Origin of the sequence: Streptomyces sp. WZ-12 (assembly GCF_028898845.1) — a bacterium.
In the GTDB taxonomy this organism is placed as follows: Bacteria; Actinomycetota; Actinomycetes; order Streptomycetales; family Streptomycetaceae; genus Streptomyces.
On the sequence record NZ_CP118574.1, the window covers coordinates 777,268 to 801,774 of the forward strand.

Genomic DNA, 24,507 nt, shown 5'->3' on the forward strand with positions numbered 1-24,507 from the left:
GTAAGATCGACGGCCATGGTCAAAAACACGGTCGGGAATGTGGTTGAGAAAATGCTGGAGAACTCGGTTGAGCTATACCCTCCGACCAACCCCTACGACAACGGTTTTCTCGACACCGGAGACGGCAACCGCATCTACTACGAACAGCTCGGCAACCCCCAAGGCAAACCCGCACTGAGTGTCCACGGCGGCCCGGGGGCCGGTGCGCCACAGCGGCCGGTACGTGTCTGGGACCCCGAGTGCTACCGCCTCATCCGTTTCGACCAGCGCAACTGCGGCCGTAGCACCCCGCACGCCAGCGATCCGACGGTAGACATGACCCTGAACACCACGCAGCACCTGATCGACGACATGGAGCGACTGCGCGAACACCTGGGTATCGAAAGGTGGTTGCTGGCCGGCGGCTCCTGGGGCTCGACGCTCATCCTGGCCTATGCGCAACAGCATCCCGAGCGGGTCACCGAGATCTCCCTCGCGGCGGTGACGACGGCGAGCCGCAACGAGATCGACTGGCTCTACCGGGGCGCCGGACGCTTCTACCCCGAGGCGTGGGACCGGTTCCGTGACGGCGTCCCCGAGGACGAGCGGGACGGTGACCTGCTGGCAGCCTACGCGCGGCTCATGGAGAACCCGGACCGGGCGATTCGGGAAAAGGCCGCCGCCGACTGGCTCGCCTGGGAGGACGCCGTCATCTCGAACGAGCCCAACGGCGTGCCCAACATGTACAGCAACCGAGAGGTCGATGCACGGATCGCGTTCGTACGCATCTGTGCGCACTTCTTCAGCAACGGAGCCTGGCTGACGGAGGACCAACTCCTGCGCAACGCCCATAAGTTGGCTGGAATTCCGGGAGTGCTGGTCCACGGCCGGCACGACATGGGGTGCCCGGTCCAGACGGTGTGGGAGTTGGCAAAGGCGTGGCCGGACGCGCGACTCCACATCATCGAGGACTCCGGCCACGCCGGAAGCGAGGCGATGCAGCGGACGAGTCGGGCGGGCATCGAGGAGTTCAAGCACCGGTAATCTGCTGGCTCCAGCCCCAGCTCCAGGGAAATTCCTCAAGCTTGACGCCAATCGCTCGTCCCCCCGGGGAGCGGTGCCTGGTGGATCGCGTGCCGGCATCGGGGATCCCTCAGGCACGCCGGCGGGCATGCCGAGGGAATCCCCGCTGTTCGGCCGCTGCCGATCAGGTCAGCTCGGCCGTGATCTGCCAGAACGGCAGGAGAACCTTGCCGTGTTGGTCAACAGACACGGCATCGTCCGGCTCCGCGGCTTCCGATACGGCGGGCATCAGGCTCTGCCATTCCTGCCAGGTCAAGCCGGTGGTGTAGCGGCGGGGCTCCATGCGCCGGATCGTCCAGTCATCGCGGAGAGCCTCGCGCAGGCTGCGTTCGTCCGTCTTGGCCGGCATCTTCAGGCGGGCGGCCAACTCGCCGCGGAAGCAGAGGACATGAAGCCTCGCATCAGGCGCGCACACGCGGCGCAGTCCGGCCAGATACGCCCGTCGCTGATCGGCGTCCAGGCAGTGCAACATGGCGCTGTCGACGACCGTACGGAAGCCGCCGGGGGTCGCGATGCCGTGCAACTCCGTCGCGTCGGCGACCGTGAAGGTCACCGGGCTTCCGGCGGCGCTGGCCTTGGCCCGGCTGCGCTCGATTGCGGAGGGTGCGGCGTCGAAGGCGGTCACGTCATAGCCGCGGTCGGCCAGGAACAGGGCGTTGTCCCCGAGTCCGCAGCCGGATTCCAACACCGGGCCGGTGATTTCGCCGGCCGCCTCCAGTTCCATGATCAACGGCTGGGGCGCGTCCAGTTGCCACGGAATGAGGTCCGACCGAGAGGCGTCCGTCACATAGGCGGTCCCACGCCCTTGGTACGCCGCCTCGAAGTCCAACACCGGCTCCCGGCCGCCTTGCTGGTCGCGCACGTCATGCGAATCGGCCATCCAACCCTCACCTCTTCTAGTAGACGGGGTCGTTCCTTAAGAAGAGTGTAGGCAGGAAGGAACACCAGCGTCTACTGTTGGCCCATGGCAGAGAGCGCGAACCCCGGACGGCGCCGAGGTGCGGAACTGGAGCACGCGATCTACGTCGCAACGCTGGACGAGCTGGCCGCGAACGGCTACGGCCGACTCAGCATGGAGGGCATCGCCGCCCGCGCCGGCACCGGCAAGGCCGCGCTCTACCGGCGTTGGCCAGGCAAACAGCCCCTGGTTCTGGACACCCTCCGCTACGCCCTGCCCCCGCTCCCCGAACCGGACCCGGAGCGCTCGACCCGGGAGAACCTCGCCCAGGCCCTCAGCGCCTTCAGCGACGTCCTGGCGGGCAGGACTCTCGTGCCGGGCATCGAGTTCATCGTCGACGTGTTGCGCGAGCCGGAACTGCGTGCCCTGTTCGCCGACCAGATCGTCGCTCCACGCCTCGAACACATCGAGTCGATCCTGCACGAGGGCGTGCAGGGCGGCGAGTTCGGCCCCGACGCCCTGCACCCAATGGCCGCCCGCACCGGCCCCGCCCTGATACTGCAGACGTACCTGCTCACCGGTCAGCCACCCGGCCCGCAGGAGATCGACCTCATCCTCGATACCGTGCTCCAAGGAACAACCACGCCGTAGGCGCGGAGATGCGGTTGACCGGAAGCCAAGCCACTGGGATCCGGTAGGCACCGGGACGGGGTACACCCGGGCACGAAACCGCCAGCCAGCGCACACGCCTGACCACGGGTCATGGCAACGGGGCCGAGCTCGAAGCGCGACACCCGATACGCGACACCCGATACGCGGCGCTCGACGCCCGGCAGGGCGTTCAGCCCCCATCCCCCGGACAGGTTCTCACCGGATTCCGTCCACCTTTTGGCAACCATCACCCTGGTTGATTGCGTGAGTAAGACGTCAGACGGGCTCCGCTCGCGGCGGCACCGTGCCACCGCGGGGCCCGCGGAAGAAGAGGAAGATGCCCGTGATATCGGTCGGAAGTCGGATGCGGAAGCGCCGGAGGGCGTACGCGGTCACGGCCGCCGTTTGTGCCGCGGCAGCGTTGACCGCGACGCAGCTCTGCACCCAGGGGACCTCGCACGGATCGGTCGGATCCGCCGCCTCCCCTGTCGCGTCCTCACACGTCGACTGGCTGAGCATGAAAGGTGGACGTCTGGCCTACGGCCAGGACGCGCAGGGCAACCGGATCCCTGACTATTCCGCCGCGGGCTACGGAGGCGGCGGGGTGGCCCTGCCAAAGGCGCCCGTGAAGGTGACGGTCCCGGCACCGGGCCAGGCGGACGAGACGGCAACGGTACAGGCGGCGATCGACAAGGTCGCGGCCCTCCCACAGGACGGGACCGGGATCCGGGGTGCGGTCCAGCTCGCGGCCGGCAGGTACCACATCGCGGGGCAACTGCACCTCTCCGCAAGCGGGGTGGTCCTGCGCGGCGCAGGCACCGGCTCCACGGTGCTGGTGGCCGACCGGCCGTCGGTACGGACGCTGGTGACCTTCGGTGAGAAGTCCCGCTACGCCACGGTCGGAACCGCGCACAACGTCACCGACGAGTACGTGCCTGTCGGCTCCACCACCCTCACCCTCGGCAACACCACCGGGTTGAACGTCGGCGACGAGGTCGTCGTCGAGCGCCCCACCACCCAGGCATGGATCGACGCCCTGGGCATGACCGGTGCCTGGTCACCGAACTGGAGCCTGCGCTCAGAGCGGAAGATCACCGCGATCCACGGCGGCAAGGTGACTTTCGACGTTCCGCTGACGACGGCACTGGAGAAGCAGTACACCCAAGCCACCGTTTACCGGTACGCCTTCCCCCGCATCGACCACGTCGGCATGGAGGACCTCTCCCTCGACGGCCAGGCGATGAGCGGTGACCCGGACTACGCGAAGTCCTTCTACAACGCGGCACCTTGGGAGTTCAACGCGGTCCAGGACTCCTGGATCACCAACGTCGTCTGGCAGCACTTCGGGGGCACCGGCCAGACCTTCCTCGGCCCGCAGAGCCGCCGCATCTCCGTCCTGCACACCCAGGCACTGGACTTCAACACCACCGACTCCTCGGCCCGTTCGGAGGCATACCTCCTCCAGGGCCAGCAGAACCTCGTCCAGGACTGTGCGGTGACCGCGGCCAAGATCCATGCCTTCTCCACCTACGGCCGCCAGTCCGGCCCCAACGTCTTCTCCCGCTGCAAGGCGACCCTGGTGGACAAGACCTACGACGCCGGCGGCCACGAACGCTGGGGCAGCGGAACCCTCTACGACGACGTCACCCTCGACGGTTCGCTGCTCCTCGTCAACAACGGCAGCCGGGGCAGCGGCCACGGCTGGTCCGACGCCAACAGCACCGCCTACAACTGCGCCCCGCAGCAGTACATGGTCCAAGAGCCCCCGACCGCCCACAACTGGGCCATCGGGTGCACCGGCACCCTCATGAAGGGCAGCGACGGCCAGGTGCAGTCCAACGGCAAGCACGTCATGCCCGACAGCCTCTACGACCAGCAGCTCCACGACCGCCGCGCGACGGAGTCCGCACGCCGCTGATCCCACGGCCGGACACCGATCCAACGGCGACGGCAACCCTGTGCCCGGCATGCCTGCTGCGCACGTGCGCAGCAGGCATGCCGGGCACAACCGCACGCGGGGATAGGGGAAGGCCCTCAGGGGAAGGACTCACGAGGCCCGCCCAACGGCCCGACCCGACGGGTCAAGGTGACGCCAACGCGATGCCGAGCTGATGTCGAGGCGATGTCGAGGTGCGGGACAGGCACGCAGGAGCACACGCAGGCACGGGAGCACCGTGGAGTCGCGTCGGTTCAGCGGCGCACTCGACGCGGCGTCAGATCGGCTTCGGGAATCGGAGGTGCCGCTCGTGGACGGCGAGGGCAGCAGTTACGGACACCGCAGGATCGAGCGCGAGACGACGGCGGCCGATTGCCCCGTCTCGCGTGCGGACGACGGCAGTTGGCAGGTGCGCGGGTACGACGAAGCCCGCACCGTGCTGCGCAGCACCGCCACCGTGCAGGCCGGCCTCGGTATCGAGACCGTCGAGAACCTCCCCTCCCGTATCCGGCGGCCGGTGCTCTACCGAGACGGTCCGGAACATCGCGAGCACCGTCGACAGACCGCCCGCTTCTTCACACCGCGCCGCGTCGACGAGCACTACCGCGACGTCATGGACCGCGCCACGCGGGCCCAGTTGAACCAACTCACGTCCACAGGACGGGCGTTGCTCTCCGAACTGACCTTCAACGTGGCGATCGAAGTGGCCTGCGCGGTCATCGGACTGACCGAGAGCCGGCCCGGCATCAAGCGGCGCCTGGAACGCTTCTTCCCCGAGAGGTTCGGAACGCCCGGGCTGACGAGCCTGCACGGCATCTACTGGATGATGCGGCAGTGCACCAACTGGCTGCGTGTCTACCTGGGCGACGTACGGCCCGCCGTGCGGGCCAGGCGCCGCGGTCGCCGCGACGATCTCATCTCCCACCTGCTCGACGAGGGGTGCTCGACCAACGAGATCCTCGGTGAGTGCCTCACCTTCGCCGCGGCGGGCATGGTGACCACCCGCGAGTTCATCAGCGCGGCCGCCTGGCATCTGTTCTCCGACGCCGCACTGTTGACGCACTATCAGACGGCTCACGAAGCCGGCAGGATCGCGGTCCTCACCGAGATCCTTCGCCTCGACCCGGTCATCGGCCGCCTCAGCCGCCGCACCATCGAGCCTCTCGACCTGTCCGGCAACGGCGATGCGGCCCTGACCGTACCGACCGGAGAGCGCATCGACATCCTCGTCGACCGCACCAACCTCGACGAACGGGCCGTGGGCCGACAACCGCAACGCATCTGTCCCGGGCGCGCCATGAGCGAGGGCACCGGTTCTCCCGCCCTGTCCTTCGGCGACGGCCCGCACAAGTGCCCCGGAATGCACATCGCTCTCCTGGAGACGGACGTCTTCCTCAGCAGCCTGTTCGCCCTTCCGGGACTGCGCATGGCGACGCCACCCACGATCAGCTTCATCGACGGCATCGGAAGCTACGAACTGCGCCACTGCGTCGTGGAGGTCGACACCGCTCCTTGACCCGCCGACGGCGAACGGGGCGGATGCTGCCGTGCGCGGCAGGAGCGAACAGCCGCCCCGGGCGCCCGGGCGCCGTGGCGTGCCCGAGCGCCGTGGCACGACGGCCGCGTCACGTCTGCGGAACGTCCTTGACGTAGACGATGGCGTCGCTGCCTGCCAAGTGGGCCGGGTCGAGGGGGAAGTAGCCGAACCAGGGGGACACCCGAGGGGCGGGGTGCGTTTCCGCGAGGGCGGTGGCCAGCCGGGGAGCATCGATGACGTAGCGGTCTTCCGGGAGCGCGTACAGGCGGCCTTCGACGGTGTCTGTGGGCGGGGTGTCCACCCCCTGGTGCCGGATGGTGCCGAGGGCGGTGGCCAGGAAGGCGTACTCCTCGCCCAGGCGGGCATTGACGAGCGCACCGGCACCCCACCATTCCAACGGCAGCTCGCCCATCCGCATGGTGCTCTTGTGCCGCTGGAGATGGAGGTTGTGGGCGAAGACCAGTGTCGGTCGCCGTTCCGCGAGGGCGAGGAGGTTGTCGGCCATCATCTGATCGCGTATGCCGACCAGGCGCGTCATGCGGCCCGGCGAGGTGTCGGCCATCCGGAAGTGGTAGCGCAGCAGGCCGGTGGCGGTGCGCGCGTAGAGGCGCGCCCGGTCCCAGTCCGCCCGCGAGGTCTCCGTGACGAGGTGCGGTGACTGCTCGTCGAGCAGAGAGGTCAAGTCATCCGCGAGCAGGCGCAGTTGGGCGGCGTCGGGTGACTGTCCTACGGACTGGGTCGGGTCCATCATGGCGGCGGGGTTGCTCCATCGGCCGTCGGTGCCGAGCAGGCGGTCGAGCGAGTCCGCGGTGCACGGGAGCAGGTCCGCGTCCACGTGTGCCGAGAGGTAGGCGTGGAGTGCGGTGAGGGGCTGGCGGGGGCTCGCGGCGTCGGTGATCTCCAACGGGCCGTCGAAACCGGCGAAGTGGAGCCTTTCGGAGGCGGGGCGACCCTCGTTGTAGGCGCGCATCCAGCGCACGAGTTCGCGGTTGGCGGCGGACGCGCCGAACCCGTGGCTGAATCCGCGCTCCATGACGCCGTCAAGGGAGCCCGTGCCCGAGGTGACGTAGTCGTTCACGACAAGGCCCCGCAGGCAGTCGCTCTCGATCGCAATCGTGCGGTAGCCCTCCTGCTCGACGAGCTGCCGGAAGAGGTCGTTGCGCAGATCGAGCAGGGTGTCCTCGCCGTGGGTGGGCTCGCCCAGGGCGAGCAACTGCGGCCGGGATGACAGCAGCCGCATGACAGCGCCGGCCGCTACGGCATGGGTGGTGTCTTGGAGGTCAGGAGCCATGACCTCAACGGTATCGTTGAACCTTCGGTTGAAACTTTGCTGCGAGATCGGCGGAACAGTGGGGGAAAACCTTCAAAGTCGTGGGCGACTCAGGCCGGTGGATCTGGCGCGTGGACACGGCCTGTCCACCCAGGCGATCAGGAACTACGAGGAGGCCGGCATCCTGCCGGTCGCCGAGCGCACGCCCCACGGCTACCGCGCCTATACGCCGTTGCACGCGGCGGCTCTGCGCGCGTTCCTGGCCCTGGTGCCTGGCCACGGCCACCAGACAGCGACGTCGATCATGCGGGCGGTGCATCAGGACGCGGCCGACGAGGCGTTCCGACTCATCGATGAGAGTCACGCCCAACTCCTCGACGACCGCCGAACGCTCCAGGCCGTGGAACGAGCCCTTCGCGACCTGGAGCCCACCGCCACCAGATCCGAGCCGGGTGCGGAGCCCGCCTCGCCATCCCCACTGTCCGGCACCGCCGACACGTTCATCGGACCGCTGGCGGACAGGCTCGGCATCCGGCCCGCGACGCTGCGCAAGTGGGAGCGCGCCGGACTGGTGCGCCCGCGCCGCGCCCCAGGCACCGGATACCGTCTCTACGGTGAGGCCGATGTGCGCGATGTCCAGCTCACCCACCAACTCCGGCGCGGCGGCTACCTGTTGGAACAGATCGCACCCCTGATCACCCAGGTGCGGGCGGCCGGCGGGCTGGAGCCGTTGGAAGCCGCGCTGCACGACTGGCACGGCCGACTGTCCGCCCGCGGACGGGCGATGCTGACCGGAGCGGCCGAGCTGGAGACGTACCTCCGCGAGCGGGGATGAGGGCATCGGGGAATGCGCCAGGACCGCCACGCCTCGCGGGCTCGAATCAGAGCCCCGGAACTCCGCGGCACCGGAGACCTTTCGGCGACGGAGACGGCGACGGCATCGATTCCGATGTCAACGTCGACATCGGAATCGGACAGCAGCTCGACCTCCGCCGGTTATGTCGCTTGCCAATTGCGAGCGTTCAAAGTCCTGTTGACGCTCCGGCGAACGCCCGGCGGATCGAGTGACCGTATCCCGCCGTGATCGTTAAGGCACGCATGCGGTGGGGAGAGACAGCACAGGGGAAGTGGGCCTGGTCCGGGTCGTATTCGACGGCCGGTGCGACGGCGGTGCGCACCATGGGCACCGTGCGGAAGAAACAGGGTCTGCCGACGGTCGGCACAACGGCCCCGGCCGGCAGGGCTCAAAGCACGTCGGCGGTGCGGCTGTTCGGCGTCGATCTGGCCCGCGGCTTTGCGGTGTTCGGGATGTACGCAGCCCATGTGGGTCCTTCTCCGGACCGGGGTGGCGCGATCGGCTTTGCGATGGAGTTGGCGCACGGGAGATCCTCGGCGCTCTTCGCCTTGTTGGCGGGATTCACCGTCGTCCTCATCACCGGGCGGAACACGCCGAAGAGGGGTGTCGCCGGCCGTGAGGCCGTCGTCAAGGTGGCAATCCGGGCTGCGGTACTGGTAGTTGTCGGTTCCGCAGTCACCGTCACCGACACCCCCGTCGACGTCATCCTGGCCTTCTACGGTGTGTACTTCTTGCTCGTGCTGCCGCTGTACCGGCTCGGCGCCGGGCCGTTGGCGTGGATCGCGGCGGGGACCGCCCTCGTCTTTCCTCAGGTGCTGTATGTCGTGGCGCACGCGGCGGGTGGGCGCGGGTACGGGAGCCAGACGGGAGTGGACGATCTGTTCTCCCTCCTTGTCAGCGGCAGTTACCCGGCCATCACGTGGATTCCGTTCGTGATCGCGGGCATGGCCGTTGCCCGCCTTGAGCTGACCTGCGCCACGGTCCGTGCGCGCCTCGCCCTCGTCGGTGTCTGTCTCGCCGTGACTGGCTACGGGGGTTCCTGGCTGGCGTTGCGGCTCGTCCCCGGCGCAGCCCACGCCCTCATCAGCGCGGCCGGACCGGGCGCGGTGAGTGCATGGTGGTCCGACATCGCCGGCTACCCGACCTACCACACCCCCGCCTGGCTCTTGGCGGCCTCTCCGCACAGCCAGACGACGTTGTCGATCATCGGCAATACCGGGGTGGCACTCACCGTCCTGGCCACCTGTCTCATCGCCGTGGACACCAGTCCGCGCCTCCTCGCCCTGGCCCGGCCGGTGATCACGGTGGGATCCATGTCGCTGACGGCTTACGTCCTCCACCTCGTCGCGATCAGGCTCTTGGGCATCGAGCAGGTGCCGGGATCACCGCTGCACGTTCTGCTCGGCTTCGTCGCCGTCGCGATGGTTCTCGCCACTGCCTGGTCGTGGTTCTCCCGGCGCGGGCCGCTCGAATGGTTGATGAGCAGAACGACCGATCTCGCCCGGTACGTACCCGTAGGACGATGAGGCAGGCCCGCGGGACCTCAGGGCCGCCCCCCTTCCCGCCTCTTCCAGCCCCTTCCCATCTCATCGACGAGACAGCGCGCGACAGCGGTGACCGCTATCCGGACGGACGTCGAAGCGGCGGGTGGCGGCGCGGAGCCGCGGACCCCGGCGGGCGACTGTAGCGAAGTTAATACACCGAGTCAGGGTGGCGAGGCCGCCAGAAAGGGAATGACCTCACACAACAGTCAATTAGTTGCGCAATTACTGAAGTTGGAGGGGAACCGATGGCTGACAGGGTCAGTGGCGTGGTCCGGTGGTACAACCAAGCCCGCGGCATGGGGTATATCGACGGGAACGACGGCCGCGAAGTGAGGGTGGACAGCCGCGCCATCGAAGACGGGACCTTCGTCGTCGAAGGTCTCCGGGTCAGCTACGTGCCCGTGGAGGACGAGAACGGCTGGCACGCGGAACACCTGAACATCGCCAAACACTCCTCGGGATCCGCCGACCACGCGTGATCCGTACGACTGGCAACCTCGGGGGTGGACGGACGAGCCGTTCACCCCTCGACGGTGGTCGACGCGCGGCTTGGCGGCACCGTGGCATCCGTCGGCTGCGCACACATTCTTGATCCACTCCCGAATCCCGCCATATGGTGACGCGCATGGAGCTCACCTCGCGCCTGCTGGAGCAGTTCGTGGTGCTCGCCGAGGAGAAGCACTTCGGCCATGCAGCGCGCCGCCTGTCCATGAGTCAGCCACCGCTGAGCCAGGCGATCCAACGCCTGGAGCGCGGCCTTGGCGCGTCGCTGCTGGAACGTACCGGCCGGGGCGTGAAGTTGACGGCAGCCGGCGCCGCCTTCGCGGCCGACGCCAAGCGGCTGCTGGAGGCGCAGAACGCGGCGATGGAACGGGTCCGCCGGATATCCCGGGGCGTCGAGGGCACCATCCGGCTCGGTTACGTGAGCAGCCTCGGGCACTGGCACCTGCCGCAACTACTCGCGGTGGCCGCCCGGGAGATGCCGGGCATCCGACTGAGCGTCCGTCAACTGGCCTCGGTCGAACTGGCCGAGCGGGTCCGGGAGGGTGCGGTGGATCTGGCCCTGGTCCGGATGCCGGTCGCGGATCTCGCGGGTGTGGAAGTGCGGGAAGTCGCCAAGGAGCGCACCGTGTTGGCCGTGCCGCTCGGCCATCCACTCGCCGGAGCCGCCTCGATACCGCTCTCCCGACTTCGTGACGAGGAGTTCGTCACCGCCTCCCCGCGGGCCATATCCGAACTGCGGCAGATGATCCAGGATGCCTGCCGGGAGGCCGGCTTCGCACCGCGCAGCCGCGCCCAGGCCGAGGACTTGACCAGCATGCTGGGTTACACGGCGGCCGGGATGTGCGTCAGCTTCGTTCCGGAGCGCGTCGCGGCGCTCGGCCACCCCTTGGTCCGCTTCGTCCCGCTCGAAGGTGACGCCGACCGACTGGTGACCACGGTGGCGGCGCTCAGCCGACCGGCAGCCGACCCGGCGGTCACCACGCTGCTGAAACTGATGCAACGTCACCGCCCGGAAATCGAGGGCCCGAACGCGACGCGCACGGAGACACCAACACCAGAACCAGCACAAGCACAAGCAGCGACTGAAGCACCGGAACTTGCATCGGCATCTCAGGACGTGGAGGGGGCAGGGAATCCTACCGAGGACCGGAGGGCGTAGCCGCCCGAGCGCTCCCCCACCGCGGCCTCAGGCAGCGGCGGGAGTGACCCTGATGGGCAGCCGGCGAAGGGCATGGGACCTGAACGAGGCGCGCCACTGGAGCTCTTCGGCCGGGACCGCCAATTCCAGATGAGGGAAGCGGCGCAACAGTGTGCCCAGCCCGATCTGGATCTCCAGGCGCGCGAGTGCGGCCCCAAGGCAGTAGTGCAGGCCGTGCCCGAACGCGAGGTGTTGCGCATCGTCGCGGTGGATGTCGAAGCGGTCCGGGTCCGTGTGGCGGGCGGGGTCGCGGTCGGCCGAGCAGATGCCCAGCATGACGGTGTCGCCGGCCGGGATGCGTACGCCTCCGATCTCGATGTCCTCGGTGGGGAAACGCCGTACGGCGAGCTGGTTGGGGTGCGCGAAGCGGAGTATCTCCTCGACCGCGTTGGGCAACAGGCTCGGGTCGGCACGGAGTGCGGCGAGCTGATCGGGGTGTTGGATGAGGGTCAACACCCCGCTGCTGATGAGGTGTTGGGCGTTCTCGGTGCCGGCGAAGAGAATCATGAAGGCGAGCGAGACGAGTTCGTTTTCGCTGAGCCGGTCGTCCTCGTCCCGCGCCGCGATCATTCCCGACAGCAGGTCGTCGCCGGGAGCGGTTCGACGTTCGGCGACGAGGTGGAGGAGGAACTGATGGATATGCCCCACCGATTCGGCGACTTCGCCGGGATGGGCGGGGTCGAACATCGCGCCGACCCAACGGGAGAAACGACGCCGGTCGCCTTGCGGCACGTCCAGCAGGCCACCGATGACGACGAGCGGCAGCGGGTTGGCGAAGCCGGCGATGAGGTCCGTGGCGCCTTCCGCGGCAAGCGCGTCGGCGAGGCTTTCCGCCGCGTCGTGGATGAGGGCGCGCATGCCCTCGATACGACGCGGCGTGAAGGCCTTGGAGACCAGGCGGCGTAGCCGGAGGTGGTCGGCCGGGTCGATGTTGAGCAGATTGGCGTCCAGGGCAGGGGGAAGCGAAAAGCCCTTGTAACCGATGCCGGAGTCGACCTTGTTGACCGACAGCCTGGGGTCCGTCAGCCCCGCGCGCACGTCAACTTCGCGGGTCACGAGCCATATTGGGGATCCGTCCGGGGTTGCGATGCGGTGTACCGGGCCCTCTTCACGCAGCCGGGCGTAGATCGGGTAAGGGTCGGTGAAGTACGCGCCGTCGAATGGCATGGGTAATGCGGCAGCCGGGGCCTGTTGGGTCATGCGTTGTCCTTGGCTCGTTCGGGGAGGCACATAGGCGCGCCGCCCGGTCGTTCGCCGGGCGCTTGGTGGCGCGGCGCGCCTGGTCAGAGGGGCTGGAGCCGGGCGTGCAGGAGGCAGAATTCGTTGCCTTCCGGGGCAGCAAGGACGTGCCAACTCTCGGTGCCGGTCTGGCTGACGTCGACGGGCCTGGCGCCGAGCGCGAGCAGTCGCTCCAACTCGGCGCCTTGGTCGCGGTCGGTGGCGTTGACGTCGATGTGCACTCGCAGCTTCGCCGGCCGCGGATCGCTGCTTGGGCTGAGGACGAGGGTGGGCTGCGGGCCGCCGAAGCCGACGCCGGGTGGCCCGATCTCGATGCTTCCGTCGTCCTCCCGGCCGAGTTCGACGTAGCCGAGGACCTCGCTCCAGAACGCGGCGAGCCGATCGGCGTCGGCGGCGTCGATGACCAACTCACTGATGCGGCATGCCATGTCGGCCAGTGTACGTAAACGACCGGGAGGTCGATCGTCGGCCGAGGAGGTCAGGCGCCGGGCCGGACCGGGCCGATCGCGGTGCCTGCGTCGACGGTCAGCGGGCCGTAGGCGGTGGACTCGCCGGGGATCACCCCGTCCGGAGTCCTGAGGGTGAAGGCCATCTCGTCGGCGGGGGCGCCGCCGGCGCTGTTGGGAACCTGGATGTCGAAGTGAATCGGGTGGCCGGGGCCGAAGTTGACCACCGTCTTCTGCGAGCCGTAGCGGCCGGCGCTGACCCCGTCCAGGGAGCCGTGGTGGTAGAAGCGCACGTCGGTCGGCGACCCGGCAAGTCGGCACGGTTCGTACCCGGGCGCCGCTGTCATGGTGACCCGGTAGTGGCGGTGGCCCGAAGTGGCAGGCCCCTCCTTGATCTTGGCGAGGTGATTCGCCGGGCGGCATGCGGAAGGAGCCGGGCCGCCGACCGCCGTGCTCGGGGCGGTCGGTGACGAGGCCAGCGCCGCTCCCCCTCCCGTCGCGCCCGCCAACACGGTCGCGGCAGCGATGACGGCGATCTTCCGGATGGTTCGCATCACGAACACTCCATTCCTGCTTGGCAGTCCACGGCGTTGCGCCCGGGATCCGGGCCACCTCCACTCCTCCCCCACAACCAGCCCGACGAATGTCATAAGACCGTCACAAGCACATCAAACACCCGTTCCCCTGGCCGCAGCGTGCGGGCGACGTGGTCGGGTTCGGCTCTGGCGGCTGTGGTCAGTTCTCGGCGGGTAGTGGGTGTTCTTTGATGAAGTGGCGGATCTCGTCGGTGAGGGCGGCCGGGTTGTCGATCTGGACCAGGGTGCGGGCGTTGGGGATCTCCACGTAGCGCGCGTTCGGTAGCAGTTCAGCGAGGCGGCGACCCGTGGTGAGGGGCATCATGCGATCCTCGGCGCCCCAGGCGACCAGCGCGGGGCGGGTGAAGGAGGGCAGGTTCTCGGCCGCCTTCAGGTAGCAGTTCAGGTCCAGACCGTGGCAGAACTTGCCGAAGTCACGGCGGATTTGACGATTGGTCAACAAGGGGCGGTACCAACGGGCGATGGACTCCTTCGGGAGTCGCTTCTTCGCCATGCCGCCGAGCGACATCGGCATGCGGGCCAGGAGCGGGTAGCGGAAGGACTGGATGAGGAGGAACAGGCCGCCGGGAATCCTGCTGGCGCGGCGGAGCGTCCTGCCCTGGATGCCTGGCGGGTAGTTGTCCAGCGCCTCGCACGGGGTGAGGACCAGCCGGGCGATGCGCTCGTCCCGTACGCCGATGAGGAGTTGGGCCGTTCCGGCGTCGTTCTGGACGAGAGTGACGTCGCGGAGGTCCAGGCGGTCCATGAACTCGGCGAGCACGGCTGCGACGCCGTGCGCGGACAGGTCCGCGTCCGGCCGCATGGGACGCCGGTGACTGCCGATCGGCAGCACGGGAACCAGCACGCGGAAGTCTGGGCGGAGGGCGGCGACGACCTCGCCCCAGACCGATTCGTCGAATCCGAGGCCGTGCGCCAGGACCACCACCGGGCCGTCGCCGCCCGTGTCGTCGTAGTCGATGGTCCCTGCGCTCAGCTCGATCTCGGGCATGTCACTGCCTCCGCCTTGGTGTCGGCCTTGGGGTCGGTGTTGGTCCTGATCTTGGTTACGCACCCACTAGATAGATCGTTCTAGTGACAGAATAAGGGAAGACCTCGGCCACCGACAACAGGCGCCACCGGGAGGCTCCATCGTGAGCAAGGGCAAGGACACCGGCAGCACGCCGGACACCAAGCAGCGCATCGTCACCGCGGGCACCGAGTTGTTCCGCCGCCGGGGCTACACCGGGACCGGCATGAAGCAGATCGCCGAGGCCGCCGGCGCCCCGTTCGGGTCGATCTACCACTTCTTCCCCGGGGGCAAGGCACAGCTCGGCGAGGAGGTGATCCGCACGTCGGGAGCCGTCTATCTCGGCCTGGTCGCCGCGCTCATGGAACCGTACGAGGACAGGGTGGCCGCCACCCGCGACGCCTTCGCCGCCGCGGCCGACACCCTGAGCGAGCTCGACTTCGCCGACCCGTGCCCGATCGCCACCGTGGCGATGGAGGTGGCGAGCACCAACGAAGCGCTGCGGCAGGCCACTTCGGAGGTCTTCGACAGTTGGATCGACGGTCTCGCCGCCTACTACGCGGGGGGCGGCATCCCGCAGCCCGACGCGCGCGAGACCGCGAGCGCAGTGATCGCGCTGTTGGAGGGGGCCTTCATGCTGGGCCGCGCCGCGCGCAGTACCGCCCCGGTGCTCACGGCTGGCAAGGCGGCCGCGGCCATCGTGCGCGCTGCGTTGGCCGGTGAGTGACTGGACTGGCCTTGTTGGGATGGGGAGTCGGTGCGCTGGTGGGGCCGGACTTCGATCGACGACTCTCAGGGGTGCCGCGGGCGCGCCCGGCACCGTACGTTGGGCGGATGGCGACTACCGCATCACAGGAGGCGTTCCTGCAGGCGTTCCACGCTGAGCATCCGTCAGTGACCGCGGAAGTATTCGGCCGTGGGCGTGCGTTGGACGGTCGGTCCAGCTACGAGATCTTGTGCGATCGGGTAGCAGGAAGCCGGCGGGTGCTGGACCTCGGTTGTGGTGATGGCCTGCTGCTTGAGTGCCTGGCCCGGGAGGACGACAGACAGCTCGCGGGAGTGGATCTGTCCGCGGAATCGTTGGCGCTGGCGCGGCGTCGACCGGCGCTGTCCGGCGCCAGGTTGGAACAGGGCAGAGCTCAGGAACTCCCCTTCGCCGACGACAGCTTCGACGCCTGCGCTGCCCACCTGGCGCTGATGCTGATGGGCGAGATCGAGCAGGTCGCAGCCGAGGTTGCCCGGGTGCTGTCGCCCGGCGGGGTCTTGGCGTGCGTGATGGGCGGTGGGGCCGTCGGTGGCGAGGCGTATGCACGGTTCCTCGGGCTGTTGCGGTCCACGGTCACGAATCTGCCTGCCGCGCAGCGCATTCCGGCGTTGGGCGATGGCAGGACGCGCAGCCGCGACGGGCTGGACAGCGTTCTCGGCCCGGCGGGCTTCAGCGCGGTGGACTGGGAGACCATTCACCTGGATCTGAGCGGGCGGGTGGGGCAGGTATGGACGGCGGTCTCCGGCATGTACGACCTCGGTCCCCTCGATCGGGCGACTGTGGAGCGCCTGCGCGAAGCCTTCTTCGCCGAGGTGATGGATATGACGACGCCGGGCGGGCGGGTCCCCTGCGCGGTCGCGATGCACGTAGCGACGGCGCGGCTGCGTTAGGGGGCTCGCCGGCCGGTTGCCTTCCGTGTCGGCAACGGCCAGGGCGGTGCCTGCGGCCACAGCCAGGGCCGGGGCCACGACCACGGCTCGACGGAACCGGAAGGCGCTCCGGGGAGGGGCAACGTTGCGCCGGGACTCTTGACGTCTGCTCGATCAGCGCTGGTGTGCCCCCGATCTCCGTGGTCAACATCCGTCGTTGCAGCAGATATTGATGCTACGTCAAATGACCAATACGGACGTCGTGATAGGCCGTGGCGGCTCGGCTACGCTCCCGCGAGTGACAACAGAATCAACGAACCCGACGAACTCGAAGAATCCGATGAACCCGACGAATCCGACGAACGAAGCGGCCATTCGAGACTGGAACAGCATTCCCCGTGAGGCGTTGGAGGCGATGGAACCTTACGGCGACTTCGCCAAACGCCATCTGATCAACCCGGTGCTGCTGCGCATGCTCGGCGAGGTGAGTGGACGCCGCGTCCTGGACGCGGGGTGCGGACACGGCTACTTCAGCCGCATGCTCGCCTCCCGCGGAGCCCGCGTCACCGGCGTCGAACCCACCGACCGGATGTTCGGCTACGCGGCGGAAAAGGAGCGCACCCGCCGCCAGGGCATCGAGTACGTGCAGGCCGACCTGACCCAACTGCCGGACCTCGGGGGGCCGTTCGACTCCGTGGTCTGCAGCATGGTGTTGGCGGCGATTCCCGACTGGATGCCGGCGATGCGGGCCTGCGTTGAGGCGTTGCGCCCGGGGGGCCTGTTCGTCTTCTCCGTCAACCATCCGGCGTTCGAACAGCTCCTGTCGACATGGCGCGAGCACGGCGACTACCGCGTGCACCGCTACCTGGAGGAGTATCCGATCCCACAGACCCACGCCTCCGACTTCCACCGCCCGCTCTCGGCCTACCTCAACGAGCTCGCCGCCCTCGGCTGCCGACTGCGCGAAGTCGCCGAGCCGGGGCTCGATCCCCAGGCGGCGCATGAGGCGCAGGCCACCACGCCAGGCATCGAAAGCTATGTGCACCTGCCCAACTTCTTGATCGTTGCCGCCGAGCGCATGTGACGGTGTCGGTGGGCGGTGAGCGAATCCTGAGGGTGGCGCGGCCTCTCGGCTGCCGCGTTGTCTCTCGTACGCGGCAGCCGGACCGTTCGTTGACGGCAGCGTCGGCAAACGCGGGGCCGAAGTGGCCACGCGTCCGCGGACGTTCCGGGTGCGCTCAGGCCTTGCGGAGGTGGGCGATGATGCCGTCGATGTCGCGGACCATCATGTCGCCGCGGACGAAGTGGCCGCCGCCTACCTCGTGCGAATCGTGCGGGATGCCGGCCCTGTCGAGGAGTCCCTTGAACTCGCGCTGGGTGGTGAGCACGCCGACCTCGTTGAACGTGTCGAACCAGTTGATCGGGTCGGGACTGGTGCCGGCGACCATGAAGATCCGCTTGTTGCGGTAGCTCTCGATGCGCTGGCACGGGTTGTCCATGTTGACGCGGTTCTCGTCCCAGGGCACGCCGTAGACCGTGCCGCCGCCCAGTTCGATGGCCGCGGACGAGACGTTGGCCCAGTGGACGACCGCGCCGGGGACTCCCGCGACGGTCCCGCGCAGGCTGGCGGGGCCGGAGTGGGCGCTCACCGAGGAGAAGTGGCCCCAGTACTTGGCCGTGTACTTCAGCGCACCGAAGCCGCCCATCGAGAATCCGGACACCGCGCGCCCGTCAGGGGAGCTGTAGGTCCGGAAGTTCGCGTCGATCCACGGGATCAACTGGTTGATGTGGAAGTTCTCCCAGTTCCGGGCGCCGACGTTGGTGCTGACCGGGTTGGAGTACCAGCCGGCGTGCCCGCCGTCGGGCATCACCACGATGAGCGGCTTGCCGGCGGTCCAGGCTCGGATGTCCGTCACGGGCGGGCGGTCGAAGGCGATGAAGTCCTGGCCGTCGCCACCGCCGTGGAGCAGGTAGAGGACCGGGTAGGTGCGACCGCTGGTGAGGTAGCCGTCGGGCAGCAGGACGTTGACGGCCGGGTTCCACCCGCCGACCTCGGCGGTCTGGAAGCGGTAGTACCACATGCGGGGATCGGACTCGCCGCGCTCCACGATGTGCAGCCCGGAGCCGTCGCCGGCGGCACTGGCCGGCGACGCCGACGCGAGGGTTCCCCCCGCCCCCAGGGCCACCGCCGCGGAAATCCCACCGACGGCCTTCAGGACACCCCGGCGCGTGGGGTGCTTCTGCTCACTCAACATGACCTCCTGGAAGGGGAGTTGTCCGTACTTGAGTCCGATCACCACGGGACGTTCAGCAGTGGCCCCGTAAGTCCCTTGAGCTCAAGAAAGGGCAGGCTCCTTGGCGGCACCGGCCCGAGACCGCGACTGCGCTGCGCAGAGTGTGACCACCTGTGGTGAAATCCCGATGACATCGCGCGGGGAAGTCACATGTCAATCCCGAACGGATGTGTGCGCGTTGGGGCTCCCGTGCCCGTGCTTGCCGACGCTGGGATGACGTCGGTCAAGGAACCTTGATGCGTGCGATTCGCGTCCAATCGGACAGGTCCAACTGATGCGGAGGAATCCCCACATGGAGAATGCACGTGTCCTCATCTCCGGCGCCAGCGTCGCCGGTCCGGCTCTGGCGTACTGGCTGAGCCGCTACGGGTGCCAGGTCACGGTGGTGGAGCGGTCCCCGGGACTGCGCCCGGGTGGGCAGGCGATCGATGTGCGGGGGCCGGCGCTGGGCGTCGCCGAGCGCATGGGCATCCTGTCCGAGATGCGCCAACTCGCCACCGACATACGCGGCATGTCGGTCGTTGATGCGTCCGGTGCGGAGCTGTACCGCAGCACCGAGCGCACCTTCACGGGCGGCGAGATCGACAACGCCGACGTCGAGATCATGCGCGACGACCTGTGTCACCTCATCCATCAGATCACCGCGGAGCACGTGGACTACCTGTTCGACGACTCCATCACCACCCTCACCCAGGATGACCGGGAGGTCCATGTCACCTTCGAGCGCGGCGCACCCCGCACGTTCGATCTCGTCGTGGGCGCCGACGGGTTGCATTCCCCTGTGCGCCGGCTGGCCTTCGGCCCGGAATCCGACTACCTCCACCACCTCGGCAGCTACATCGGTCTGTTCACCACCCCCAACTTCCTCGCCCTCGACCGCTGGCAGACCTACCACCAGAGCAACGAAGTGGGCGGCCTGGTCATGAGCGCCCGGAACAACGCCGAGTGCCGGGTGTATCTGGGCTTCCAGCAGCAGGAGCCGTTGGCGTACGACTACCGCGACACCGCCGCGCAGAAGCGGCTGCTCGCCGATCGTTTCGCCGGCGCGGGGTGGGAGCTCCCGCGCGCGCTGACGTACATGTGGGACGCGCCGGACTTCCACTTCGACTCAATGAGTCAGATCCGTATGGACAGTTGGTCGCGGGGCCGGGTGGTGTTGCTCGGCGACGCGGGCTACTGCGGCTCCCCCATGACGGGGCAGGGCACGAGCCTGGCGCTGATCGGCGCCTACGTACTGGCAGGCGAGCTGAAGGCCGCACGCGGCGACCACGTGGCTGCGTTCGCCGCCTACGAGAGGGAGCTCCGCGAACACGTCGCGGGCACCCAGCAGTTCGCGCTGGACAACCAGAAGCGCAGGGAGGACGCGATGGCCGCCGCCACGCGGGACCAGGAGGAGGCGGCGCAGGCGATCGGCGACCGCGACATGCGGGCGTTCTACGAGTTCATCAACTCCCTTGAGTTGAAGGAGTACTGAGCAGGAGCGGCGGTGGCGCGCAAGCCGCAGGGCGCGGGAGCACGCCATGAGCCGGGCTCGCCTGGAGTCGTGGGGCGGCGAGGGCGTCACGTGAGGCCCGCGGCCCGCTCCCCCGCTCCTCCCACCGCCTGGGGCGCGTTCGCACGGCGCGGGAGCAGTAGCGGGGTGGCCAGGAGGAGGACTCCGGCGAGGGCGATCGCGATGCGGGGGCTGGTCACAGCGGCGAGCAGCCCCCACGCGGCGGTCATGACCGAGATGCTGATGCTGGTACTGATCGACCATGCGGACAGGGTGCGGGCGATCCGGTCGGGGGCGGTGTGGTCGAGTCGGCAGGTGGCCAGCACGGGGTTGAAGATGCCGCAGCAGGTCACCAGGCCGAGTTGGACGACGATGATCAGGGCGATGCCGGGGACGCCGGGCCGGACGAACGCCAATCCGATCGGCCAGCATGCGCGCAGTGCCCCGACGGTTCGCAACACCTTGTGCTGCCCGTACCGGGCCACGAGTCGGTGTGCCAGGCGTGAGCCGATGAGGCCGCCGACGCAGGGGGCCGCGAAGGCGAGGCCGTACTGCCACGGCGCGAAGCCGAGGCGGCCGAGCAGGAGCACCGCGAGCAGCGGCTCGGCCGCCATGATGAGGCCGTTGACCAGGACCGCGTTGAGGAGCAGGGGGCGCAGCGTGGGGTGGCGGAGGATGTGGCGCCAGCCCTCCAACACGTCACCCGGGCGCAGCCTGAGCGGGCCGGTCCGCGTCGGGCGCGGCTCGCTCCCGCCGATGGCGCGGATGCCCAGGGCCGAGAGCAGATAGCTGACCGCATCGGCCACCACCGTCGTGACCGGGCCGAACAGCCCGATCGCGGCGCCGCCGAGCGGCGGTCCGACGACCGTCGCGGTCCATGTCGTGGACTCGAACCGGCCGTTCGCGACGAGCAGGTCCTCCGGCGGCACCAACGCCTTCAGATACGCACCGCTGGCCGCCTTGAACGCGATGTTGGCCGTCGCGACGAGGACGGAGACGACGAGGAGTTGGGCAAAGCTGAGCCACCCGAGCGCGTACGTGGCGGGAATGCTCATCAATGCCGCGAAGCGGGCCAGGTCGGCGGCCACCATGACCGGTCGCTTGCGGTGGAACTCCACCCACGGCGCCAACGGCAGCGCCGCCACGGCCCCCACGGCGCGTCCCGCGGCGGCCAGCGCCGCCACCTGGGTCGGCCCCGAGTGCAGCACGAGGACCGCGATCAGCGGAAGCGCGCCGAATCCGAACCCGGTGCCGTACGCGCTGACCGCATACGCCGACCACAACCACCCGAAGCGCCGCCCCAGCGCCCGCCTACCTGCCATGCCCCACGCAACTCTCACCAGTTCGAACAGCCGCCACCGACCACGGCATCCAAGCCACTGACGGCCGCCCAGAGCAAACAACCGACCCGCCCGGAACCACAACCGTGCGTTGTGCGGGCCTGCCTGAACTGGTCGGCACCTGGGGCCTGGACCCGCTTACGAGCCGATCCGCGGGGGCGGCCTTCCGGCCGGCTACCTTCCGACTGCCCTACGGACTGGTCTCAGGGCTGCCAGCCAAGTTGGGGCTGTGCCCCTCCGCCCTGCATATAGGACACATCCTGACCTCGATCATCTCTAACGTGGTGTGCACCGACGGACGAGGAACACCGAACCGAAAGGCGGAGACCATGACTGGCAACGAGTCGACCACGCACGCTGAGACCGAGGCTCCGGCCGTCACCGGTGAGCGCGCCGAATGGCTTGAGGCACTGGCCAAGCACCGGAACTTCCTGCGCTTCACCACCCGCGATCTCACCGACGAGCAGGCCAGGCTGCGGACCACCGCCAGCGAGATGTGTCTGGGCGGTCTGATCAAGCACGTCACCTCGGCCGAACGACTCTGGGCGGAGTTCATCCTGCACGGCCCCTCGGCGATGCCGGACTTCACCGCGCTGGCGGAGTCCGACTGGGCCCGCCGGGCAGACGAGTTCCGGTTGTTGGAGGACGAGACGTTGGCCGGCGTGTTGGCCGCGTACGCGGAGGTGGCTCGCCGGACCGACGACCTGGTCGCGACGCTGCCCGACCTCGGCGTCGCGTGGCCGCTGCCGAAGGCCCCGTGGTTCGGGTCCGACGCGCAGTGGTCGGCCCGCCGGGTGTTGATGCACATCATCGCCGAGACCGCTCAGCACGCCGGCCATGCCGACATCATCCGCGAGGCCCTGGACGGCGCCAAGAGCATGGGGTAGGCCGGGTGCGGGTGCCTGCGAAGCCAGGCATCGGCTCCTTCCCCCGCAGCAGCCACCTCGGCGGCCGGCTCAGTCAGTCACCTGCCGTACGCCCGGCATGCGGCTGACTGCGCGGCTCAGCGCGGCGGTGCTCACGTCATTGCTCACCCGCGTCACCAGGCAGGCGCTCGGCTGCTGGGACTGCGACGCGGGTGGGAGGTAGTGAGCGCAACTTGCCCACTGCTGCGGCGAGATGAACTGCACGGACAGGACTCCGCGCGTGGCCTGGAGGCCGGCCCGGAGCGCGTCCGTCTGCTCCGGAGTGGCGGTCTGCGTGACGAGGACCACGACCGTCCTCGTGGAGTTCCCGGCCTGCGCGGTGGGGGCGGGCCGCGCGGCGGCGGGCGTCCTGCCCTCCGACCACGGGGCCCATATCGCCAACGCCACGCCCGCGACGGTGAGCGCCGACAGCACCGCGACCCCGACCACGATCAACGGGGTGACCCGTCCCCTACCGGGCTGTTGGGGTGGTGTGGGGGCTGGTGTGCCGGGTGGGAAGCCGCGCGGTGGGAAGCTCGGCGGTATGGGCGGTGGTTGTGGTGGGGTCCCCATGCCTGGCAATGATCCCGGATCCGATCCGCAAGGTCCACCAGGTCCACCAAGCCCGCCAGGTCCAAGTCCAGTGCGCTGGGCGGCGCGACAGCCCTGCCGATGCCGTCGGACCCGACGTCGTCGCCGTCCCCTCCGAGCGAAACGGCTACGGAACGAACGGCTACGGAACGCCTGTGACCGGAGCCACACCGCTCCGATGTCACAGTCGCCGACCCTGCGGCGTCCACCCGGCGTGAGCTCGACACGATCGGAGGTGTGGGTGTTGGCACGAGTAGTGGTTGTCGGCGCGGGCTACGCAGGTGTGGTGGCCGCGAACCGCCTCGCGGCCGCGGGGCGGCAGGGCGTGACGGTGACGGTGGTCAATCCGCGGCCGGAGTTCGTGGAACGCGTCCGGCTGCACGAGCACGCGGCGGGTGTGTCTGAAGCGGTGCGGCCGCTCCGCGAGCTGCTGCGCGGTGGGGTGCGGCTGCGGGTGGCGACGGTGGAGACGGTCGCCGAGCGATCGGTCCGGCTCGACGACGGTGACGCGCTCGAATTCGACTATCTGCTGTACGCGGTGGGCAGCACGACGGCCCACGGCACGGCCGGGCGGGAGCACGCGTACGGTATCGCCGACCTCGACGGCGCCGAGGCGCTGCGCACACGACTGCGGAGCCTGGCTGCCGGGGCACGCGTGGTGATCGTCGGTGGCGGACTGACCGGGATCGAGAGCGCCGCCGAAATCGCCTATTCCTACCCGTCGTTGACGGTCGAGTTGGTCTCGCCGTCGGTTGCCGCGTGGTTGCCGGCATCGAGCCGGGCCCGCATCCAGCGCAAGTTGGTCAACGCCGGGGTCGTGCTGCGCACCGGGGTACGGGTGACTGGTGTCCGCCCCGACGGCGTGCAGACCGACGCCGGTTGGGTGCCGAGTGAGTGCACGGTCTGGGCCGGCTCGTTCGAGGTGCCGGACCTGGCGTTGCGCAGTGGCCTGCCGGTGACCGCCGACGGGCGCCTGCGCACGGACGACGCCCTGGTCTGCGTCGGCCATGAGCGGATCGTCGGTGCCGGCGACGCGGTTGCGCCGCCCGAGGGCGTCGGCAGTCACCTCCGGATGAGCTGCCAGGCAGCGATGCCCATGGGCGCCCACGGCGCCGACACCGTCCTGGCGCTGATACGGGGCGAACGGCCGGCTCCGCTCTCGATCGGCATGGTCGGGCAGGGGATCAGCCTCGGGCGGCGCGACGGGTTCATCCAGGCCGCGCACCGGGACGACACCCCTCGGGACCTCGCCTTCTCGGGGCGGGCCGCGGCCGTGCTCAAGGAACGCGTCTGTCGGTTCACCGTGGCGTCGATGCGGCATGCGGGCACCTACCGGTGGCTCTCCGGCCCGACACCGACCACGCCCGCACCCGCACCCGCGGCCTCGCGCACACAAGCACAGACACAGTCACAGGCACAGTCGTAGCCGCAACCGTCACCCGGTGGGCGCGGGCGCCTCGTTGGGGAAGACAAACCCCTCGCCCCCCTTGACGAACGCACCACCGGC

Annotated in this window: 23 protein-coding genes; 14 read left to right on the forward strand and 9 right to left on the reverse strand. The window is 69.1% G+C overall.

Annotated elements, in window-relative coordinates; all coding sequences use genetic code 11:
• Positions 1 to 51 precede the first annotated feature (51 nt).
• On the forward strand, positions 52 to 1,023 hold the full coding sequence (gene pip / locus PV796_RS02995) for a prolyl aminopeptidase (protein ID WP_274918834.1): 972 nt from the start codon (positions 52 to 54) through the stop codon (positions 1,021 to 1,023).
• 163 nt (positions 1,024 to 1,186) lie between these two features.
• Here the strand turns inward: pip and PV796_RS03000 are convergent, their stop codons facing one another.
• On the reverse strand, positions 1,187 to 1,942 hold the full coding sequence (locus PV796_RS03000; protein ID WP_274911240.1) for a class I SAM-dependent methyltransferase: 756 nt from the start codon (positions 1,940 to 1,942) through the stop codon (positions 1,187 to 1,189).
• 84 nt (positions 1,943 to 2,026) lie between these two features.
• On the opposite strand from PV796_RS03000, the gene PV796_RS03005 reads away from it, so the two are divergent.
• The 3 genes from PV796_RS03005 to PV796_RS03015 all read left to right on the forward strand — a co-directional run bounded on the left by PV796_RS03005 (position 2,027) and on the right by PV796_RS03015 (position 6,063).
• The gene (locus PV796_RS03005) at positions 2,027 to 2,611 is read left to right on the forward strand and encodes a TetR/AcrR family transcriptional regulator (protein ID WP_274911241.1); all 585 of its coding nucleotides are present in this window, start codon (positions 2,027 to 2,029) and stop codon (positions 2,609 to 2,611) included.
• 517 nt (positions 2,612 to 3,128) lie between these two features.
• The gene (locus PV796_RS03010; protein ID WP_274911242.1) at positions 3,129 to 4,529 is read left to right on the forward strand and encodes a peptidoglycan-binding protein; all 1,401 of its coding nucleotides are present in this window, start codon (positions 3,129 to 3,131) and stop codon (positions 4,527 to 4,529) included.
• A gap of 328 nt (positions 4,530 to 4,857) precedes the next feature.
• On the forward strand, positions 4,858 to 6,063 hold the full coding sequence (locus tag PV796_RS03015; protein ID WP_446750669.1) for a cytochrome P450: 1,206 nt from the start codon (positions 4,858 to 4,860) through the stop codon (positions 6,061 to 6,063).
• 109 nt (positions 6,064 to 6,172) lie between these two features.
• Here the strand turns inward: PV796_RS03015 and PV796_RS03020 are convergent, their stop codons facing one another.
• A complete protein-coding gene (locus tag PV796_RS03020; RefSeq protein ID WP_274911243.1) occupies positions 6,173 to 7,375 on the reverse strand; it encodes an erythromycin esterase family protein in 1,203 nt (400 codons plus the stop codon).
• A 58-nt stretch (positions 7,376 to 7,433) separates the two neighbouring features.
• On the opposite strand from PV796_RS03020, the gene PV796_RS03025 reads away from it, so the two are divergent.
• The 4 genes from PV796_RS03025 (at position 7,434) to PV796_RS03040 (ending at position 11,417) form a co-directional block, all read left to right on the forward strand.
• Positions 7,434 to 8,189 (forward strand): TioE family transcriptional regulator, encoded by a 756-nt coding sequence (locus tag PV796_RS03025; protein ID WP_274911244.1) that lies wholly within the window; start codon positions 7,434 to 7,436, stop codon positions 8,187 to 8,189.
• A 344-nt stretch (positions 8,190 to 8,533) separates the two neighbouring features.
• Complete coding sequence (locus PV796_RS03030) at positions 8,534 to 9,736, forward strand: DUF418 domain-containing protein (RefSeq protein WP_446750554.1); 1,203 nt, start codon at positions 8,534 to 8,536, stop codon at positions 9,734 to 9,736.
• Between the two features lie 263 nt (positions 9,737 to 9,999).
• A complete protein-coding gene (locus PV796_RS03035; protein WP_274911245.1) occupies positions 10,000 to 10,233 on the forward strand; it encodes a cold-shock protein in 234 nt (77 codons plus the stop codon).
• A gap of 146 nt (positions 10,234 to 10,379) precedes the next feature.
• The gene (locus PV796_RS03040; RefSeq protein WP_274911246.1) at positions 10,380 to 11,417 is read left to right on the forward strand and encodes a LysR substrate-binding domain-containing protein; all 1,038 of its coding nucleotides are present in this window, start codon (positions 10,380 to 10,382) and stop codon (positions 11,415 to 11,417) included.
• Between the two features lie 27 nt (positions 11,418 to 11,444).
• Here the strand turns inward: PV796_RS03040 and PV796_RS03045 are convergent, their stop codons facing one another.
• From PV796_RS03045 to PV796_RS03060, 4 genes are all read right to left on the reverse strand, one after another.
• Positions 11,445 to 12,656 (reverse strand): cytochrome P450 family protein, encoded by a 1,212-nt coding sequence (locus tag PV796_RS03045; RefSeq protein WP_274911248.1) that lies wholly within the window; start codon positions 12,654 to 12,656, stop codon positions 11,445 to 11,447.
• Between the two features lie 83 nt (positions 12,657 to 12,739).
• Entirely contained in the window at positions 12,740 to 13,123 is a 384-nt protein-coding gene (locus PV796_RS03050; RefSeq protein WP_274911250.1) for a VOC family protein, read from the reverse strand.
• 50 nt (positions 13,124 to 13,173) lie between these two features.
• Entirely contained in the window at positions 13,174 to 13,695 is a 522-nt protein-coding gene (locus PV796_RS03055) for a DUF4232 domain-containing protein (protein WP_274911251.1), read from the reverse strand.
• A 181-nt stretch (positions 13,696 to 13,876) separates the two neighbouring features.
• A complete protein-coding gene (locus tag PV796_RS03060; RefSeq protein WP_274911252.1) occupies positions 13,877 to 14,725 on the reverse strand; it encodes an alpha/beta fold hydrolase in 849 nt (282 codons plus the stop codon).
• A 142-nt stretch (positions 14,726 to 14,867) separates the two neighbouring features.
• Here PV796_RS03060 and PV796_RS03065 point away from each other — a divergent pair, with 142 nt between their 5' ends.
• From PV796_RS03065 to PV796_RS03075, 3 genes are all read left to right on the forward strand, one after another.
• Complete coding sequence (locus tag PV796_RS03065; RefSeq protein ID WP_274911254.1) at positions 14,868 to 15,470, forward strand: TetR/AcrR family transcriptional regulator; 603 nt, start codon at positions 14,868 to 14,870, stop codon at positions 15,468 to 15,470.
• Between the two features lie 107 nt (positions 15,471 to 15,577).
• Positions 15,578 to 16,399: a class I SAM-dependent methyltransferase gene (locus PV796_RS03070; protein WP_274911255.1), complete on the forward strand. Its 822-nt coding sequence runs from the start codon at positions 15,578 to 15,580 to the stop codon at positions 16,397 to 16,399.
• A 223-nt stretch (positions 16,400 to 16,622) separates the two neighbouring features.
• Entirely contained in the window at positions 16,623 to 17,462 is an 840-nt protein-coding gene (locus PV796_RS03075) for a class I SAM-dependent methyltransferase (protein WP_274911256.1), read from the forward strand.
• A 154-nt stretch (positions 17,463 to 17,616) separates the two neighbouring features.
• Here PV796_RS03075 and PV796_RS03080 read toward each other — a convergent pair whose 3' ends face one another.
• Entirely contained in the window at positions 17,617 to 18,633 is a 1,017-nt protein-coding gene (locus tag PV796_RS03080; protein WP_274918839.1) for an alpha/beta hydrolase, read from the reverse strand.
• 331 nt (positions 18,634 to 18,964) lie between these two features.
• Between PV796_RS03080 and PV796_RS03085 the strand changes: the two genes are divergently transcribed.
• Positions 18,965 to 20,146 (forward strand): FAD-dependent monooxygenase, encoded by a 1,182-nt coding sequence (locus PV796_RS03085; RefSeq protein WP_274911257.1) that lies wholly within the window; start codon positions 18,965 to 18,967, stop codon positions 20,144 to 20,146.
• Between the two features lie 86 nt (positions 20,147 to 20,232).
• Here the strand turns inward: PV796_RS03085 and PV796_RS03090 are convergent, their stop codons facing one another.
• Positions 20,233 to 21,486, reverse strand: a complete 1,254-nt coding sequence (locus PV796_RS03090) for an MFS transporter (protein ID WP_274911258.1) — start codon at positions 21,484 to 21,486, stop codon at positions 20,233 to 20,235.
• 347 nt (positions 21,487 to 21,833) lie between these two features.
• On the opposite strand from PV796_RS03090, the gene PV796_RS03095 reads away from it, so the two are divergent.
• Positions 21,834 to 22,391 carry a DinB family protein gene (locus PV796_RS03095; RefSeq protein ID WP_274911259.1) on the forward strand — a complete coding sequence of 186 codons (558 nt, stop codon included), beginning with the start codon at positions 21,834 to 21,836 and terminating at the stop codon, positions 22,389 to 22,391.
• Positions 22,392 to 22,460: 69 nt separating this feature from the next.
• On the opposite strand, the gene PV796_RS03100 is transcribed toward PV796_RS03095, so the two are convergent.
• Complete coding sequence (locus tag PV796_RS03100; RefSeq protein ID WP_274911260.1) at positions 22,461 to 22,982, reverse strand: hypothetical protein; 522 nt, start codon at positions 22,980 to 22,982, stop codon at positions 22,461 to 22,463.
• Positions 22,983 to 23,241: 259 nt separating this feature from the next.
• Here PV796_RS03100 and PV796_RS03105 point away from each other — a divergent pair, with 259 nt between their 5' ends.
• On the forward strand, positions 23,242 to 24,426 hold the full coding sequence (locus tag PV796_RS03105) for an NAD(P)/FAD-dependent oxidoreductase (protein ID WP_274911261.1): 1,185 nt from the start codon (positions 23,242 to 23,244) through the stop codon (positions 24,424 to 24,426).
• Positions 24,427 to 24,507: the final 81 nt, after the last annotated feature.

Coding starts and splice junctions, on each gene's coding strand:
- PV796_RS03075 (WP_274911256.1), top strand. CDS start 16,623: ATGACCAATACGGACGTCGTGATAGGCCGTGGCGGCTCGGCTACGCTC.
- PV796_RS03085 (WP_274911257.1), top strand. CDS start 18,965: ATGGAGAATGCACGTGTCCTCATCTCCGGCGCCAGCGTCGCCGGTCCG.
- PV796_RS03100 (WP_274911260.1), bottom strand. CDS start 22,982: ATGGGGACCCCACCACAACCACCGCCCATACCGCCGAGCTTCCCACCG.
- PV796_RS03095 (WP_274911259.1), top strand. CDS start 21,834: ATGACTGGCAACGAGTCGACCACGCACGCTGAGACCGAGGCTCCGGCC.
- PV796_RS03050 (WP_274911250.1), bottom strand. CDS start 13,123: ATGGCATGCCGCATCAGTGAGTTGGTCATCGACGCCGCCGACGCCGAT.
- PV796_RS03005 (WP_274911241.1), top strand. CDS start 2,027: ATGGCAGAGAGCGCGAACCCCGGACGGCGCCGAGGTGCGGAACTGGAG.
- PV796_RS03020 (WP_274911243.1), bottom strand. CDS start 7,375: ATGGCTCCTGACCTCCAAGACACCACCCATGCCGTAGCGGCCGGCGCT.
- PV796_RS03035 (WP_274911245.1), top strand. CDS start 10,000: ATGGCTGACAGGGTCAGTGGCGTGGTCCGGTGGTACAACCAAGCCCGC.
- PV796_RS03010 (WP_274911242.1), top strand. CDS start 3,129: ATGAAAGGTGGACGTCTGGCCTACGGCCAGGACGCGCAGGGCAACCGG.
- PV796_RS03040 (WP_274911246.1), top strand. CDS start 10,380: ATGGAGCTCACCTCGCGCCTGCTGGAGCAGTTCGTGGTGCTCGCCGAG.
- PV796_RS03080 (WP_274918839.1), bottom strand. CDS start 18,633: ATGTTGAGTGAGCAGAAGCACCCCACGCGCCGGGGTGTCCTGAAGGCC.
- PV796_RS03000 (WP_274911240.1), bottom strand. CDS start 1,942: ATGGCCGATTCGCATGACGTGCGCGACCAGCAAGGCGGCCGGGAGCCG.
- PV796_RS03090 (WP_274911258.1), bottom strand. CDS start 21,486: ATGGCAGGTAGGCGGGCGCTGGGGCGGCGCTTCGGGTGGTTGTGGTCG.
- PV796_RS03055 (WP_274911251.1), bottom strand. CDS start 13,695: ATGCGAACCATCCGGAAGATCGCCGTCATCGCTGCCGCGACCGTGTTG.
- PV796_RS03060 (WP_274911252.1), bottom strand. CDS start 14,725: ATGCCCGAGATCGAGCTGAGCGCAGGGACCATCGACTACGACGACACG.
- pip (WP_274918834.1), top strand. CDS start 52: ATGCTGGAGAACTCGGTTGAGCTATACCCTCCGACCAACCCCTACGAC.
- PV796_RS03030 (WP_446750554.1), top strand. CDS start 8,534: ATGGGCACCGTGCGGAAGAAACAGGGTCTGCCGACGGTCGGCACAACG.
- PV796_RS03045 (WP_274911248.1), bottom strand. CDS start 12,656: ATGACCCAACAGGCCCCGGCTGCCGCATTACCCATGCCATTCGACGGC.
- PV796_RS03070 (WP_274911255.1), top strand. CDS start 15,578: ATGGCGACTACCGCATCACAGGAGGCGTTCCTGCAGGCGTTCCACGCT.